Source organism: Micromonospora sp. C95 (assembly GCF_018070465.1).
In the GTDB taxonomy this organism is placed as follows: domain Bacteria; phylum Actinomycetota; class Actinomycetes; order Mycobacteriales; family Micromonosporaceae; genus Micromonospora.
In genome coordinates this window covers 59,812-75,028 of record NZ_JAGPXT010000021.1, presented here as the reverse complement: position 1 = coordinate 75,028, position 15,217 = coordinate 59,812, and the positions used below count along the sequence as shown (strand labels likewise).

At 71.0% G+C, this 15,217-nt stretch carries 15 protein-coding genes; 4 read left to right on the top strand and 11 right to left on the bottom strand.

The features are described 5' to 3' along the window. The first annotated feature begins 62 nt into the window (after nt 1-62). Nucleotides 63-851, top strand: a complete 789-nt coding sequence (locus KBX00_RS21750) for a hypothetical protein (protein WP_210829784.1) — start codon at nt 63-65, stop codon at nt 849-851. Between the two features lie 4 nt (nt 852-855). On the opposite strand, the gene KBX00_RS21745 is transcribed toward KBX00_RS21750, so the two are convergent. The 8 genes from KBX00_RS21745 to KBX00_RS21710 all read right to left on the bottom strand — a co-directional run bounded on the left by KBX00_RS21745 (nt 856) and on the right by KBX00_RS21710 (nt 7,259). Further along, on the bottom strand, nt 856-1,602 hold the full coding sequence (locus KBX00_RS21745) for an SDR family NAD(P)-dependent oxidoreductase (protein WP_210829782.1): 747 nt from the start codon (nt 1,600-1,602) through the stop codon (nt 856-858). A gap of 179 nt (nt 1,603-1,781) precedes the next feature. Next, complete coding sequence (locus tag KBX00_RS21740; protein WP_210829780.1) at nt 1,782-2,912, bottom strand: branched-chain amino acid ABC transporter permease; 1,131 nt, start codon at nt 2,910-2,912, stop codon at nt 1,782-1,784. Further along, on the bottom strand, nt 2,909-3,799 hold the full coding sequence (locus KBX00_RS21735) for a branched-chain amino acid ABC transporter permease (RefSeq protein ID WP_099849468.1): 891 nt from the start codon (nt 3,797-3,799) through the stop codon (nt 2,909-2,911). The genes KBX00_RS21740 and KBX00_RS21735 overlap by 4 nt, the downstream gene beginning before the upstream one ends. Beyond that, nucleotides 3,799-4,623 (bottom strand): ABC transporter ATP-binding protein, encoded by an 825-nt coding sequence (locus tag KBX00_RS21730; RefSeq protein WP_307869028.1) that lies wholly within the window; start codon nt 4,621-4,623, stop codon nt 3,799-3,801. Before KBX00_RS21730 ends, KBX00_RS21735 begins: the two co-directional genes overlap by 1 nt. Next, nucleotides 4,620-5,363 carry an ABC transporter ATP-binding protein gene (locus KBX00_RS21725; RefSeq protein ID WP_099849466.1) on the bottom strand — a complete coding sequence of 248 codons (744 nt, stop codon included), beginning with the start codon at nt 5,361-5,363 and terminating at the stop codon, nt 4,620-4,622. The genes KBX00_RS21730 and KBX00_RS21725 overlap by 4 nt, the downstream gene beginning before the upstream one ends. A 6-nt stretch (nt 5,364-5,369) precedes the next feature. Then, entirely contained in the window at nt 5,370-6,575 is a 1,206-nt protein-coding gene (locus KBX00_RS21720) for a substrate-binding domain-containing protein (protein WP_210829778.1), read from the bottom strand. Nucleotides 6,576-6,816: 241 nt separating this feature from the next. Further along, nucleotides 6,817-7,062 (bottom strand): hypothetical protein, encoded by a 246-nt coding sequence (locus KBX00_RS21715; protein ID WP_210829775.1) that lies wholly within the window; start codon nt 7,060-7,062, stop codon nt 6,817-6,819. Continuing rightward, nucleotides 7,059-7,259, bottom strand: coding sequence for a DivIVA domain-containing protein (locus KBX00_RS21710; RefSeq protein WP_374225343.1), 201 nt, complete (start codon nt 7,257-7,259; stop codon nt 7,059-7,061). Before KBX00_RS21710 ends, KBX00_RS21715 begins: the two co-directional genes overlap by 4 nt. Before the next feature lie 578 nt (nt 7,260-7,837). Between KBX00_RS21710 and KBX00_RS21705 the strand changes: the two genes are divergently transcribed. Next, nucleotides 7,838-8,068 (top strand): winged helix-turn-helix domain-containing protein, encoded by a 231-nt coding sequence (locus KBX00_RS21705; protein ID WP_210829771.1) that lies wholly within the window; start codon nt 7,838-7,840, stop codon nt 8,066-8,068. A gap of 538 nt (nt 8,069-8,606) precedes the next feature. Here the strand turns inward: KBX00_RS21705 and KBX00_RS21700 are convergent. Beyond that, on the bottom strand, nt 8,607-9,728 hold the full coding sequence (locus KBX00_RS21700) for a glycerophosphodiester phosphodiesterase (RefSeq protein WP_210829769.1): 1,122 nt from the start codon (nt 9,726-9,728) through the stop codon (nt 8,607-8,609). A gap of 194 nt (nt 9,729-9,922) precedes the next feature. On the opposite strand from KBX00_RS21700, the gene KBX00_RS21695 reads away from it, so the two are divergent. Next, complete coding sequence (locus KBX00_RS21695; RefSeq protein ID WP_210829767.1) at nt 9,923-11,257, top strand: TrkH family potassium uptake protein; 1,335 nt, start codon at nt 9,923-9,925, stop codon at nt 11,255-11,257. Next, a complete protein-coding gene (locus KBX00_RS21690; RefSeq protein WP_210829765.1) occupies nt 11,247-11,918 on the top strand; it encodes a TrkA family potassium uptake protein in 672 nt (223 codons plus the stop codon). The genes KBX00_RS21695 and KBX00_RS21690 overlap by 11 nt, the downstream gene beginning before the upstream one ends. A gap of 9 nt (nt 11,919-11,927) precedes the next feature. Here KBX00_RS21690 and KBX00_RS21685 read toward each other — a convergent pair whose 3' ends face one another. Together KBX00_RS21685 and KBX00_RS21680 are read right to left on the bottom strand one after the other, a co-directional pair. Beyond that, complete coding sequence (locus KBX00_RS21685; RefSeq protein WP_210829763.1) at nt 11,928-13,589, bottom strand: serine/threonine-protein kinase; 1,662 nt, start codon at nt 13,587-13,589, stop codon at nt 11,928-11,930. A gap of 71 nt (nt 13,590-13,660) precedes the next feature. Beyond that, nucleotides 13,661-15,214 (bottom strand): fused MFS/spermidine synthase, encoded by a 1,554-nt coding sequence (locus tag KBX00_RS21680; RefSeq protein ID WP_210829761.1) that lies wholly within the window; start codon nt 15,212-15,214, stop codon nt 13,661-13,663. Nucleotides 15,215-15,217: the final 3 nt, after the last annotated feature.

The following is a 15,217-nucleotide window of genomic DNA, read 5'->3' as shown; positions in this document are numbered from 1 at the left end:
GCCGCACCGCGGCCGGGAGTGTGTTCTACCATTCCCGTTCGATCCCCCGAGAAAGAGACGAGATGACTCAGCGAACCGGCACCACCGCCACGACCCGCCGTCTCGCGGCCGTGGCCGCCGCCCTGATGGCCGCGACCCTGGTTGCCGGCTGCGACGACGAGGCCAACCCGGAGGCGGCTCCCCCACCCCCGGACCCGAAGCAGGAGTTGCTGGCGGCCGTACCCGGTGAGCAGGACCCGGCCTTCCGCTTCACCACAAGCGACTCCTCGGGCGACGTTTCCGGCGTGGTCGATCCGGCGAACCGGGGCATGGACATCGACACCGTCACCAAGGACAAGGACTTCACGCTGGAGATGTCCTTCCGAATGGTCGAGTCGCGCACCTGGATGAAGGTCAACTTCAAGGGCGCCAAGGACATCCAGAAGCTGATGAAGCTGCCCACCAAGTGGATGGAGCTGGACCCGGCGAAGATCGAGGGGCCGGACTCGCTGCCCACCTACGAGGGCACCGACCCGGGCAACGCCGACGCGATCATCCGCGCGGCCACCGACGTCCAGGCCGGTGAGCCCGGGACGTACACCGGCGTGGTGGATCTGTCCGCCGTGCCGGAGCTGGCGGACGCCCTGGCCGCGCTCGGCGACGCCGACGGGCAGCTTCCGCTCAGCGCGGTGGTCGGCGCGGACGGCAACCTGTCCTCGCTGACGCTGGAGATTCCGGCCGCCGGCAAGAAGAAGGCGTCCGAGTACGTGGTCGAGTACTTCGACTTCGGTACGGCGCCGGCGGTCGTCGCGTTCACCGAGGAGCAGGCCCAGTCAGCCCCTTCCGCCGCGTACGACATGCTCAACGACTGACCGGTCAGCGGCCGAGCACCGACCCGCCGTTGACCCCGAGCACCTGGCCGGTGACGTAGCCGGCGGCGGGACTGGCCAGGTAGCGCACCGACTCGGCGACGTCGTCCGGCACCCCGGCCCGGCCGACCAGGGTCGCGGCCACCCGCTGCGCGTGGCCCTCCGGGGTCATCCGGCCGGCGAAGAACTCGGTCTCCGCCACGTAGCCCGGGCTGACCACGTTCACCGTGATCTGGTCCGGCCCGAGCTGCGCCGCGAGGCTGTACGCCCAGCCGTGCAGCGCCGCCTTCGCCGCCGAGTACGCGTCGCCGCCACCGCGCTGCGCGGCGATGGAGCTGACCAGGATCACCCGCCCGCCGGGCCGGCGCAGCGCCGGTCGCAGCGCCTCGGTGAGCAGTACCGCGGTGAGCACGTTGGTGTCCAGGGTGGCCCGCCAGTTCGCGGCGATCCCGGCCAACGTGTCACTGTCCGCGCTGTGGTAGCCGCCGGCGTTGTTGACAAGCACGTCGACCGGCCGCCCACCGACCGCCTCGACCACCTTGACCACCTGGTCGGGATCGGTGAGGTCCGCCGTCACGGCACGGATCGCCTCGGGACGGCCGGATTCGGCGCCGATCCGCTCGACCGTCGCCCTGAGCACCGCCGCGCGCCGGCCCAGAACCAGCACCGAACACCCGTCCAGGACGAGCGCCCGTGCCACCGCCGCCCCGATCCCCGTACCGCCGCCGCTGACCACGGCCAACCGCTCGCTCATGACATCCTTCCCGTCGCTGCTTGTCCCGCACGTGCCCGGCCGGACCCGCCACCGCTGTGCCGTAGCGGTGACCAGCCGGATGCGCGGCTGGCCGGACCAAGAGCGCCGGTCCGGCCACCGATCATGAGGCTAGCGCGGGGGGACGGCACGCCGTCCGTGCCGTCCCGCCGACCTGGTGATCAACCTTGCTGCCGGGAGCCGGGGCGCAGGGAGTCGCGGAGCAGGGCCAGCCGGGGCGCGAGGCTGGCCAGGCCGCCGGGGAAGAAGTAGACGGCCAGGATGAAGACCGTGCCGAGCACGAACAGCGGCTGGGACAGCGGCCGGCTGAGGAACGCCGGCAGCGCGTTCACCGCGTCGGAGGTGCCGAAGGACACCAGTCGGTGGTCGAGGTACATGTAGAGGATGCCGCCCAGCACCGGGCCCCACCGGGTGCCCGGCCCGCCGAGGACCACCATCACCAGCAGGGACAGGGTCAGCTCGCTGCTGGTGATGTGCGGCGAGGCACCGCCGACGATCAGGCAGTAGACCACCCCGCCGGCCGACGCCAGACCTCCGGCCAGGGTGAAGGCGACAAGCTTGAACCGGTACGGATCCAACCCGAGCACACCGATGCGGCGCTCGTCGTCGCGCAGCCCGGCCAGCACCCGGCCGGTCGGCGAGCCGCTGACCCGGTGCACCACGAACACCACCACCACGAGATAGGCCAGCGCCAACCAGTACAGGTTCACCGTGTTGGTGACCCCCACCAGCCCGTCCGGCAGCCCGGCCACGTCCAGCGGCAGCCCCTCCTCACCACCGGTGAGCCCACCGAAGTCCCGGGCCACCAGGATCGCCCCGACCTGCGCGAACGCCAGCGTCACCATGGCGAAGGCGATGCCGACCGTACGCAGCGCCACCGCACCGAGCAGCCCGGCGAGAATCGTGCCGCCGACGATGGCCAGCGGCGCGGCCTGCCACAGCGGCAGCCCGGCCCGGGTGATCAGGATGTCGGTGCCGTAGACACCGGCGGCGAAGTAGAGGGCGTGGCCGAAGGAGAGCATCCCGGTGCGCCCGAACAGCAGGTCGTAACCGGCCGCCAGACCGCCGAAGACCAGACACACGGCGAGCAGTTGCAGGGTGCCCGGCGAGTTCAGCGCGCCCTCGAAGATGCCCGGCAGGTGCAGCGTCGAGTACGGCAGGATCAGCGCCACCACCAGTGCGACAAGCGGCAGGAACGGGCGGAGCCGGCCCCAACGGCCCGGTTGCTCGGTCAACTCGTCGGGCACCGCCGCCGGAGGTGCCGAAACCTCGGGACTCTTGACCTCGGTCATGCCGTAACCGCCTTCCCGGCGATGCCCTGCGGGCGCAGCAGCAGCACCACGGCCAGCAGCGCCACCACGCAGATGTCACCCAGCCCGGAGGTGCCGTAGTAGTTGACGAACTGTTGCAGCAGCCCGACCGCGACCGCCGCGTACGCGGACCCGACGACCGAGCCCATGCCGCCGATGACCACCACGATGAACGCGAAGATCAGCAGCGAGCCGCCCTGCTGCGGCGAGACGGTGCCGAAGTAGACGCTGCCCAGCGCCCCGGCCAACGCCGCCGCGGCCCCGCCGATGGCGAAGACCAGGGTGAACGCCTTGCGTACGTCGATGCCCAGCGCGGTCACCATCTCCCGGTTCTCCACCCCGGCCCGGATGATCAGGCCGTAGCGGGTCCAGCGGAGGAAGGCGAGGATCGCGCCGAGTACCAGCGTCGCCGCGACGATGAGCAGCAGCCCCCCGTTGGGCACCTGCGCACCGAATATCGAGGTCACCTCGCGGGTCCAGGCCGGGCGCGGGAACGGTCGGGCGTCGGCACCCCAGGTGGCCTGCAACAACGCCACGCCGGCCAGCGAGAGACCGACGGTGACCAGCACCTGCTCGATGGTGCGCGAGTAGAGCGGCCGGATCAGCACCAGCTCGACGAGCACCGCCATCAGCGTGCCGGCGGCCACCCCGAAGGCGACCGCGACCACGAAGCCGAGGCCGTCCGGCCCGGCGCCGGGCAGGTTCCCCGCCGCCCACCAGGTGGCGTACGCGCCGACGCCGAGGAAGAGCCCGTGGGCGAAGTTGAGCACGTCGGCCAGGCCGAAGACCAGCGACAGTCCGGAGGCGACCAGGAAGTACAGAGCGGCCAGGCCGAGACCGGTGAGCGTCAACAGAATGATCGCGTCCATCAGCTACCGTCCTCCGGGGCCGACGCGGCGGCGGCCCGACGACCGGCGACGCGGTCGGTGGCCGATCCAACGGGCTGGTCGGTCGCCGGCCCGGCGGGCTGGTGGCCCTCGGCCGAGCCGACGCCGAGCAGGGACCGGGTCAGCGCGGTCTCCAACAGCAACTCCTGGGCGTCACCGGCCCAGGCGACCCGGCCGGCGGCGAGCACCACCGCGTCGCGGGCCAGCCGCCGGACCACCGCGAGGTTCTGCTCGACCAGCAGCACCGGCACGGACTCCGCGACCCGTTCCAGTACCTCGGCCACCTCGGTCACCACCTTCGGCGCCAGCCCCTTGGTCGGCTCGTCGACAAGCAGCAGTCGGTTGTCGTTGAGCAGCACCCGGCCGATGGCGAGCATCTGCTGCTGCCCGCCGGAGAGCGAGCCGGCCCGCTGCCGGGAACGCCGGTCCAGCTCGGGAAAGAGCGCGAACACCCGGTCGTACGCCGGGCGGGTACCGCGCCGCTCGGCGAGCCGCAGGTTCTCCGCGACGGTGAGTCCGGCGAAGACGCAGCGGTCCTCCGGCACATAGCCGAGCCCGCCGCGGACCAGGCGGTGGGTCCGCTGGGACAGCAGGCTCTGGGCACCCATCCGGACGGTGCCGCGCACCTCCCCGTTACGTGGGGTCAGCCCCACGACGGCGCGCAGCGTGGTGGTCTTGCCGACCCCGTTGCGGCCGAGCAGCACGGTGACCCCGGTCGGCGCGACCGTGAACGACACGCCCTGGAGGATGTGCAGCCCGGCGATCCGGACCGACAGGTTCTCCACGGTCAATACGGGTTCGCTCACAGCGACTCCCCGAGGTAGGCCTCTTGTACGGTCGGGTTGGCCATCACCGTCTCCGGTGTGTCGCAGGCCAGCAGCGCGCCGTGGTGCATCACGGCGATCCGGTCGGCCAGTTCGAGGATCACGTCCATGTGGTGCTCCACCATCAGCACCGCCCGGCCGCTGTCGCCGGTCAACGAACGGATCACCTGGACCAGTTCCGGCACGTCCTCGGCGCTGACCCCGGCCATCGGTTCGTCGAGCAGCATGACCCGTGGCTCACCGGCCAGCAGCAGGGCGATCTCCAGCTTCCGCTTCTCGCCGTGGGCGAGGGTGCCCGCCAGCGCCGTACCCCGGTGGGCCAGGCCGACCCGGTCGAGTGCCGCGTCGGCGGCGGCGGCGACCTCCCGGTCGGCCGCCGCCCGCCGCCACAACTTGAGCGAACCCCCGCGGTGTGCCTGCACGGCGAGCCGGACGTTCTCCCGCACGCTCAGCGAGCCGAACACCGAGGACGCCTGGAAGGTACGGCCCAGGCCCAGGCGGGCCCGCCGATACGGCGGCAGGTCGGAGATGTCCTGTCCGTCCAGGGTCACCCGACCTTCGGTGGCCCGGCGCAGGCCGGTGATCAGGTTGAACAGCGAGGTCTTGCCGGCGCCGTTGGGGCCGATCACGCCGAGGAACTCCCCGGGTGCCAGGTCCAGGTAGACGGAGTCGACGATGGAGACCTCACCGATCCGCCAGGTCAGACCGCGGGTGGCGAGCATCTTTGGTCAGCCCTTCATCGCCTGGACCGGCGGTGCGGTCTCGTCGGCGGTGAGCGCCTTCTGAGCGGTCGCGGTGAAGGTGTCGCCGCTGCCGGTCAGGCTCGCCTGGTACATCGGCTGGAGCAGCGCGTGGTCCTCGGCGCGGATGGTCATGCTGCCCTTGACGCTCTCGAAGCTCCAGCCCTCCAGCGCGGTGACCATCTTCTCGACGTCGTCGCCACCCTCGGCCACGGCGCGGACCACCATCTGGGCGGCGGCGAAGCCGTCCGGGTGGAACAGGTCGAGCGTGCCGCCGGGGACCTTCGCCTTGGCGGCCTTGGCCGCCTCGGTGTCGCTGGCGCCGTCGAAGTAGTGCGACAGGAAGGAGATCTTGCTGCCGGCCGCGCCGAAGGTCGGCCAGGAGGCGCGGATGTCCAGACCGGTGACGACCGTGGTGGAACTCAGCACGCCCTGCTGGTCCAGGGTCTGCCACATGGCCGGGGCGGTGGTGCCGGCCCAGGCGACGAAGAGCAGGTCCGGCTTGGCGGACTTGATCTGGCTGGCGAACGGGGTGAACTCGGTCGCGCTGGCCGGTGCCCGGACGGCGCTGACGCTCGCGCCGGCTCCGCCGATGACGGCCTTGACCGCGGCCTCGTTGGCGTCACCGAAGGCGCCGTCCTGGGCGAACACCACGACCTTCTTGCCGGCCGGGTCGCCGATGAACGACTTCGCGGTCACCACGTCCTGGTACGACTGCCGGCCGGAGCGGAACGTGTACTTGTTCGCGCCGGTCACCGCGTCGGTGGCGGCCGGGCCGGAGATGAACAGCACCTTGTTCTGCGCGGCGATCGGGGCCACCTGGAGCGCCACTCCCGAGGCCGTCGATCCGGCGATGATCTTGTTGCCCTTGCCGATCAGGTCCTTGGCCGCGGAGACCGCCTTCGCCGGGTCACCCGCGTCGTCGACCTCGGTGATCTCGATCGCCCGGTCACCGACCTTGTTGGTGCCGTTGGTGGCGAAGTCCAGGCCGGCCCTGAACCCCTCGATGTACTGCTTTCCGTAACTGGCCAGCGCTCCCGACTGGGAGTAGACCAGACCAACCTTCACCGGCGCGGCGCTGTCGCCGCCACCGTTGGCGGTGTCCTGGGGGCTGCCACAGGCCGTGGCGGCGATCGCCGCGGCCATCATCGTGGCGGCGGAGATGAACACCCGCCGTGTCGTCCGGACCGTCATTGCGACTCCACGTGAGGACTCAGAGGAAGGAACCTTATGTGTCGGCTCACGCTAGAAGTGACGTCACCCACGGGCCATGTGGTTGAAACACACAAGTAACAGGGGTCGGGTGGGCTCGGGTTACAGCATCGACGGCCACGTGGTGCCGGCCGGCCGATGCGACAGGAGCTCCCTCCCTGACGATGTGTCGCCCACCCCCACGCTCGGGTCGGCCAGCCGGGACCGATCTCCCGGGCCCCGCTCAGCGCGGGCGGCAGGGTCCGTCGTGATCGGCGTCGCGGGCACACCGCCTGCCGCCGTCTAGCGGCTGGTCACAGCAGACCCAATGGCGTACGCCCTGTTTGTCCTCCGCCGAGACGGTCGTCCCGGCCGTCTCGATGTTCCCGAAGGAACTCAGCGCCGGGGTGACCGTCCGGGCGAACCGTTTCGCGGCGGCGACGTCCCGGACCCGCACCGGCAGATGCACCACGAAGCGGTCGGCGCTCACCGCCGCATCCCCGGCGTGAACCGCGCCTGCCAGCTGCGTAGCGCCCGCTTGATCCGCGCGTTCTCCTCGGCGACCAGCACCAGTTCCCGCCGGGCGGCGGCCAGCTCACCGGCGACCCGACTCAGGAAGGCGTGCACCTCCTCCGGATCGCATCCCCGTCGTACCGACCGGAACTGCCGGTCCCGAATCTGCCCCACGGTCAACGACCGGCACGACGCCGACCGATACCAGCCGCCGTTCGGCAAGCGACCGCTACTCGGTGACGGCCCGCCCCTCTGCGGCCGACCGCCGCTCGATGGCGGCACGCCGTTTGGCGGAGGCCCGCCACGCGGCACCAACCTGCCTATCGGTGAAGGTCCACCCCCCGACGGTGTTGCGCCGTTCGGTGATCGAAAAATTGCCGTGGACGCTCCGTCGTTCGGGGTTCGTCGGTCTCTCCTTGGGCGAAACAGGTCGATCACGTTGCGCACCTGAACCTCCTCAACGCCGGGTCACGCCGGCCGCATGGCTGGAGGCGGCCCGGCCGCCGGAAAGGGGGAACGCCGGCCGGGCCGCCGACCCCGTGACCGCAGCCCTTGTCGGCGGTACGGCCCCGGAGCCCACTTCAGGTCCGCCTCCGAGGGTTTGCCGAACCAACCGGAGCCGGACAGATGGAAACCTACACCAGTATCTGGAGCTAGTCGAGCCCTGAGTAACGGCGTTGCGCACAACCTGTTGCAGTTACTTGTGTAGGTGGGGCAGGATCGAAGACGCCGAACCAACCGGAGTCTTCGCCATGCCTACAGCACCCGCGCCCTACAAGGTCATCGCCAACGACTTCACCGCAAAGATCAAGAGCGGCGAGTTGAAGCCCGGTGACAAGCTGCCGTCAACCAGCCAGATCGCCGACATGTACGACGTCAGCGTCAACACCGCGTACCGAGCGATGTCCCTTCTGCACGATCGCGATCTGATCGTCGGGCAGCCTGGGCGCGGGACCTACGTCGCCGATCCGGCGGCCGAGTAGCACCAGTCGACGGTCGGGGAGCACCCGCAACGGGTCCACCCGCCGCCCGGTCGACGTCACCCGAGTCGTCGGCCGCACAACGCCCGACCCGGACCCGTCGTACACCGGTTGCGGCATGTCGGGGTATCCCGCCCGCTTGACGGCGCGAGTTGCGGCATCCTGCGCACGGCGGCCCCGGCGGGTAGGTCTGCGGCAGCGCTCGCCTGCTCGGATGACAACAGCCGATTCCCGCCTGCGCATGGTGAAGATGCTCGCGGGCCCGTTCGAGATCTCCGTTCGCGGTAGCACTCAGCGAGGTTGAGGTGCAACGACGGATACAGACTCGCCACCGACATCGGCACCCCGGGAACGGTGGTGGTCGCCGGAGCAGGCAGCAACATCCCCGAAGTTGCAGGGTCGCCAGCGCCCGAGGCAGCAGTATCCCCGAAGTTGCAGGTTAGACCGGGGGCGGGGTGGGGCGGGGGTGGAGGTGGGGTGGCCCGCCGGCCGGGGTGGACGGCGGGTCGATCGGTGCGGGTGTGGGGTGTGACGGTCGGGGTCAGGGGCGGGGTAGGGCGGCGCGGGCGGCGACTGCGGTGTCGGGGTGGTCGGTGAAGACGCCGTCGAGGCCGAGGCGGTAGAACAGCTCGTACTCGGACTGGATGTCGCCGCGGGCGTTCGGGTCGGTGCCGATCCGGAAGTCGGCCGGGAGGAACTGGTTCTCGGCTCGGAAGGTCCAGGCGTGCACGATCAGCTTCTCCCGGTGCGCGTCCCTGACCAGGGTGGTCGGGGTGAGCAGGCCACCGGCGGAGTTCCGCGGCACGATCAGGTCCTTGTGCACTCCGACGCCGTCGGCGTAGCGGGAGATCCAGCGCAGGCCGGCGGGGGTCGCCAGGTCGCGGTACGTGCGGCCGTCGCCGGCCAGGGTGAAGTCGTAGGGCTGGCCGGCGGCGTTGAGCAACTGGGCCAACTTGACGTCGATCATTCGGTCCAGCCGCCGCAGGTTCGCCGTCTCGAACGACTGGATGATCACCGGAGCGTGACGCTTGGTCATCCTGTTCCGGCGCAACACCTCGACGAGCGGCTCCTCCAGCGGCAGGCCGATCGAGGCGAAGTACGTCGGGTGCTTGGTCTCCGGGTAGACACCGATCACCCGGCCGCGCGCCCGGCCCTCGACCCGGGCCAGGTCGATCACCTCTTGGAAGGTGGGCACCTGGAACTGGCCGTCGAACGCGGTGTTCGTCACCCGCACCTGGGGCAGCCGCTCCTTGGCCCGCAGCGTCCGCAGTTCGGCGAGGGTGAAGTCCTCGGTGAACCAGCCGGTCACCGACACCCCGTCGATGGTCTTCGTGGTCCGACGGTCGGCGAACTCCGTCCTGGCCGCCACGTCGGTCGTACCGCTGATCTCGTTCTCGTGCCGCGCGACGAGCACGCCGTCGGCCGTCGCGACGAGATCCGGTTCGATGTAGTCGGCACCCATCCGGATCGCCAGCCGGTACGCCTCCAGGGTGTGCTCCGGCCGGTAGCCGCTGGCGCCCCGGTGGCCGATGACGATGGGCTGGTCACCGACGCGGGCCGGGTCCGGGCCGGCGGCCGGCTTCGCCGTGGCGACCATGGGCGTGGCCACGGCGGCGGCGAGCAGGGTCACCGACACACCGAGGGCGGAAAGGGTACGTCGCAACGCGGTCTCCTTGACTCGTCGGGGGACCGCCTCAGCAGACCTGCCCGGGCTGACCGGCAGTTGGTCCGCGCCTGACCATCCGGTGAATCCTCCGCCGTTGCGTCCGTTGAAGCAGAGCAAGGCAGAGCCGGCGACACGGGATTCGGGATGTCGGTTCCGGCCCGGAACCTCGGACGGAATCGGAAGATTGTCTGGTGCGTCGGTTTCTTCGTCACCCGGTGCGGCTCGTGCCGCTGGTCTTCCTGGTGGCGATCCTGATCGGCACCGGCCTGCTGATGCTGCGCCCGATGACCATCGAGTACCAGCACGCCCCCTTCATGACCGCGCTGTTCACCGCCACCTCGGCCATCTCGGTCACCGGCCTGACCGTCACCGACACCCCCAACTACTGGTCCGGCTCCGGGCTGGTGCTCATCACCGTGCTCACCCAGCTGGGCGGGCTCGGCATCCTGACCGGTGCCGCACTCGTGATCCTCACCGTGTCCCGGCGGCTGGGGCTGCACAACCGGCTGCTGTTGCAGGCCGAGACCGCGGAGTACGGGCTCGGCGACGTGCGCCGGCTGCTGCTGCGCATCGCCACCACGGTCTTCGCCTGCGAGCTGGCGATGACCGTCATCGTCACCGGGCGGCTCTGGCTGGCCTACGACCAACCCTTGTCGGAGGCCCTCTGGTCCGGTGCGTTCCACTCCATCCAGGCGTTCAACAACTGCGGATTCTCGCTCTACCGTGACGGGTTGCTGGCCTTCTCCCGCGACCCGTGGGTCAGCCTGCCGTTGGCCCTCGGCGCGATCATCGGCGGGCTCGGGTTCCCGGCCATGTTCGAGGCGATCCGGGAATGGCGGCAGCCGGCCCGCTGGGCGGTCGCCACCAAGCTGACCATCTGGGGCAGCGCGGCGCTCGTCGCCTTCGGTGCGGTCGCGTTCCTGGCCGCCGAGTGGGCCAACCCGTGGACGGTCGGCCAGTACGACGTGCCCGGCAAGGTGGTCGCCGCGTTCGCGCAGATCGCGCTGGCCCGCACCGGCGGCTTCGAAGTGGTGCCGACCGAGGTGCTGCGGGAGGAGAGCTACCCCCTGCTGACCGGCTTGATGTTCATCGGTGGCGGCAGCGCCAGCACGGCCGGTGGTATCAAGGTCTCCACCTTCTTCCTGCTCGCCTTCGTCATCTGGGCGGAGGTCCGCGGCGAGCCGGACGTCACGGTCGGGCACCGCCGGATCGCCACCGCCAGCCAGCGGCAGGCCCTCACCGTCGCGCTGCTCAGCGTCGCGATCGTGGCCGCCGGGACCGCCGCGCTGATCGCGATGACCGACAAGCTTCCGTTCTACGCCGCGCTGTTCGAGGTCACGTCGGCGTTCAGCACCACCGGACTCTCGGTGGGCGTCCTGCCGTCCCTGTCGGACGGTGGTCAGTTGGTGCTGACCGTGCTCATGTACGTCGGCCGGGTCGGGCCGCTCACCTTCGGCTCGGCGATCGCGCTGAACACCCGACGCCGGCTCTACCGATACCCAGAGGAGCAACCAATTGTCGGATAGAAGATCGGACGCGGGCGGCATCGCCGTGATCGGCCTCGGCCGGTTCGGCAGCCATCTGGCCGAGTCGCTCGCCGCCCTCGGCCGCGAGGTGCTGGCCATCGACCGGGACGCCCAGCAGGTGCAGAAGTGGTCGTCGATGCTCGATCAGGTGACGCAGGCCGACACCACCGACGAGGAGGCCCTGCGCCAAATCGGCCTGACCGACGTGCAACGGGTGGTGGTGGCCATCGGCGCCTCCGTCGAGGCCAGCGTGCTCACCGTGCTCGCCCTGGTGGAGTTGGGCATCCCGCAGATCTGGGCCCGGGCGACGTCGGGGCAGCACGCGAAGATCCTCTCCTCGGTCGGGGCGCACCGCGTGCTCTTCCCCGAGGCGGAGACCGGCGAGCGACTCGCCCATCTGATCATCAGCCGGACGCTCGACTTCGTGGAGTTCGACGAGGCCTTCGCAGTGGCGCGGGTCCGCGTTCCCCGGTCGCTCGCGGGTCGCCCGACCAGCGAGATCCAACTGCTGAAACGCTACGGCGTACGGGTGATCGGCATCAAGCGGTCCGGCGAGCAGCGGTACCGGTACGTCTCGGACGAGATGCAACTCGTCGATGACACGATTCTCATCGTTGAGGGGACCATCGAACAGGTTCAGCGTTTCGCCACGCTGTCCTGACCGGTCGGCTCACCGGCCGGGGCCCTTGCCGGGCTTGGCCGGCTGCGGCTTTCCCCCGCCCTTGCCCTTCGCCTTGCCGTCGTCCGGCTTGGCCTTCTCGGCCTTGGGCTTCTTGGTCTTGGGTTTGCTGTCGCCAGAACCGGCCTTGCCGGCCGATGCCTTCACCGTCTTCGCCGGAGCCGACCGGGTGGGTGCCGGCTTGGTGCTGGGCGCGGTGCCCGCCACGCCGGAGACCTGGACCCCGCAGACCGCCGTGCCGAGCCGGAACTCCACCGGTAGCGGGTTCGTCCCGGTGTATCGCCCGGTCAGGTTCAGCTTCTCCGTGGCACCCGGTGCCAGGGCGGGCCGCTGCGGGACCGGCTGCACCGCCACCGACCGGCCCTGCTGCCGTACCGGCACCGGGGTCGCGGCGGTCACCTGCTGCTCGCCGGGGAACGCGAAGCTCATGGTCCAGTCGCGCAGCTCGCGATCCCCGGTGTTGGTCAGGCTCAGCTCCGCGGTGAAGTCCTTGCCGGAGTCCTTGCGGAGGGCGTACGTGACCTGGCAGGGGATCTTCTGTTCGCCGCCGATGCGGGCCTGGGTCGGTTGGTCGATGCCGCCGCTGGCGGAGCTGTGCGACGTGACGCCCCAGACCGCCGCCGTGACGGCCATCAGTCCGGCGGCGGCCGTCACCGCCTCGATCCGGCGCCGACGGTTCAGCCGGCGACGGGTACGCGGGCCGGCCAGCGGCAGCGCGTCGGTCGCCGCGGACCAAGGCAGGATCGTGGTACCGGCGTCGGCCAGCGACGCAGGGCCAGCGTCGCCGGTGCCGGCACCCACCGGCACCGTCGGCACCTTGCCGGCCGCCCCGGCGAGGACCCGGGACAGCTCGGCGGTGGCCGGCCGGTCCGCCGGTCGCTTCGCCAGGCAACGGTGAACGAGGTCGGCGACGCCGTCGGGCAGGCCCGGCACGTCGGGCATCGGCTCCGGCTCGCGGTACATGTGGGCGCGCAGCATCTGGGTGGTGGTGTCGGCCTGCCACGGCAGCCGGCCGGTGAGCATCCGGTACAGCAGCAGCCCGACCGCGTACACGTCGGTGGCCGGGCTGACCTGGCCGTTGTCGAGCCGTTCCGGAGCGAGGTACGCCGGGGTGCCGAGCAGGTTGCCGTCGGGCCCCTTCTCGCTCTCGCCGACCAGCGCGGAGATGCCGAAGTCGACCACCTTCACGCCGGTCGCGGTGAGCATCACGTTGCCGGGGGTGACGTCGCGGTGCACCACACCCCGGGCGTGCGCGGTGGCAAGTGCGGAGGAGACCTCGGCGGCCACCGTCACCGCCTCCCGCCACGGCAGGCGTCGGTCGCGGGCCAACCGCGCGGTCAGCGGACCGCCGTCGATCAACTCCATCACCACGTACGGCACGGTCAACCCGACCTGAACGGACTCGCCGTAGTCGTACACGTTCGTGATGTTGGGGTGGCAGAGCCGGGCGGCGGCCTGGGCCTCGATCCGGATCCGGTGCCGGAACGCCCGGTCGCTGGCCAGCCGGGACGCGAGCACCTTGACCGCCACCTGCCGGCCGAGCACCTCGTCGTAGCCGCGCCAGACCACCGACATGCCGCCCGCGCCGAGCTGCTCGATGAGCCGGTACCGCTCACCGAGCAGTTGCGCTCCCCTGCTCACCGCACCACCCATGGTTGGCGTTGTTGCCCGACGTGCGGCCGCCTACACCTTTCTGGTCTGATTCGGTCACGGATGTCACCCGATCAGGCGGTGGCGAGCAGTTGGTCCACCGGGGCGTAGTCGTCGGTGAGCACCAGCGCGTCGCCGACGAAGTCCGTCAGCTCACCGCCGCTGAGCAGGCTCGCCGGTTCGTTGGCGTCGTCGAGACGGGCCCGTACCGCGGCCAGCGGCAGCGGTGTGTCGGAGGCGACGATCAGGAAGTTGGCACCCCGCTCACCGGCCAGCGCTTCCGGCGGAGCGATCAGGGCGACGTGCGCGAACTCGGCGGCGACGGTGGCCACCTCGCTACGGATGAACCGCAGCGGCGGGTAGTCGATGACGTTCTGCACGTACACGCCACCTGGGCGGGTCACCCGGCGGATCTCGGCGGCCATCTCCCGGGTCGCCAGGTGCCAGGGCACCACCAGGTGTCCGAAGGCGTCACCCACCACGAAGTCGCGGCTGTCGGTCGCCTCGTCGGCGACCAGCATCCGGGCGTCGCCCACCACCGCCCGCAGATCCGGCCCCTGGCGTACGCCGAGCCGCCGCTCCCCCAGCTCGACGAGCCCGCCGTCGATCTCGAACACCAGATTGTCGGTGCCGGGCCGGGTGGCGGTCAGGTAACGCGGCACGGTGAACCCACCGCCACCCAGGTGCAGTGCGTCGAGTTGCTGGCCCGACGGGGCGAGCACGTCGGCCACCGCCCCGATCCAGCGGGTGTACGCGTACTCCAGGTGGGTCGGGTCAGCGAGATCCACGTACGAGTGCTGGGCCGAGTTGAGCAGCAGCGTCCGTCCGCTGGACCGACCCGGATCGGCCTGTACGCGGGCACAGTGGTAAGCCGTCTCGACATCGCAGGGGTTGGGGGCGACCATCGTCAGCCCGGCTCCGGCCAGGCCGAGCACCGCCAGGGCGGCCTTTACCCGGGCCGGTCCGGGCAGTGCCGCCCGGTCCTCTCGGTGCAGGTACACCCCGAGCGCGATGCCGGTGATGCCGAGGGAGGCGGCCAACCCGAACAGGATCACCGTGCTGGGCAGGGCGGCCACCAGCACGAAGCCGGTGACCAGGGTGGCCGTGACGGCACCGAGCGTGCCGATGCCGGAGAGCCGGCCGACGACCTGGCCGGTGCGGCGCAGGTCGGCGAGTTGAAGCTTGATCACCAGGGGGCTGACCGCCGAGAGCAGCATTGCGGGTGCGAAGACGGCGACCGCGACCAGCAGCAGCACGGCGCTGGCCGCACCGCCGCGCAGCACCTCACCGGCGTACCGCACCGCCGGCAGGGTGATCGCGGTGGCGATGCCGGAGAGCACCAGCGCCGGGGCCAGCAGCGTACGCGGGTTGCGCCGGTCCGCCAGCCAGCCGCCCGCCCACGCCCCGTACGCGATCGCCGCCAGCGCGATGCCGATGACCGAACTGGTCACCTGGAGGGTGACCCCGACGTACGGCCCGACCAGGCGCAACGCGGCGGTCTCCAGGACCAGCACGGCACCACTGGAGTAGAAGACCAGGAACGCGGCGAGCCCGTTGGGCAGGGCCCGGGGCACCACCGGTGAGGATGGCGCGGACGGGGCCGCCACGTCAGGCGATGGAGAGTTCATCGT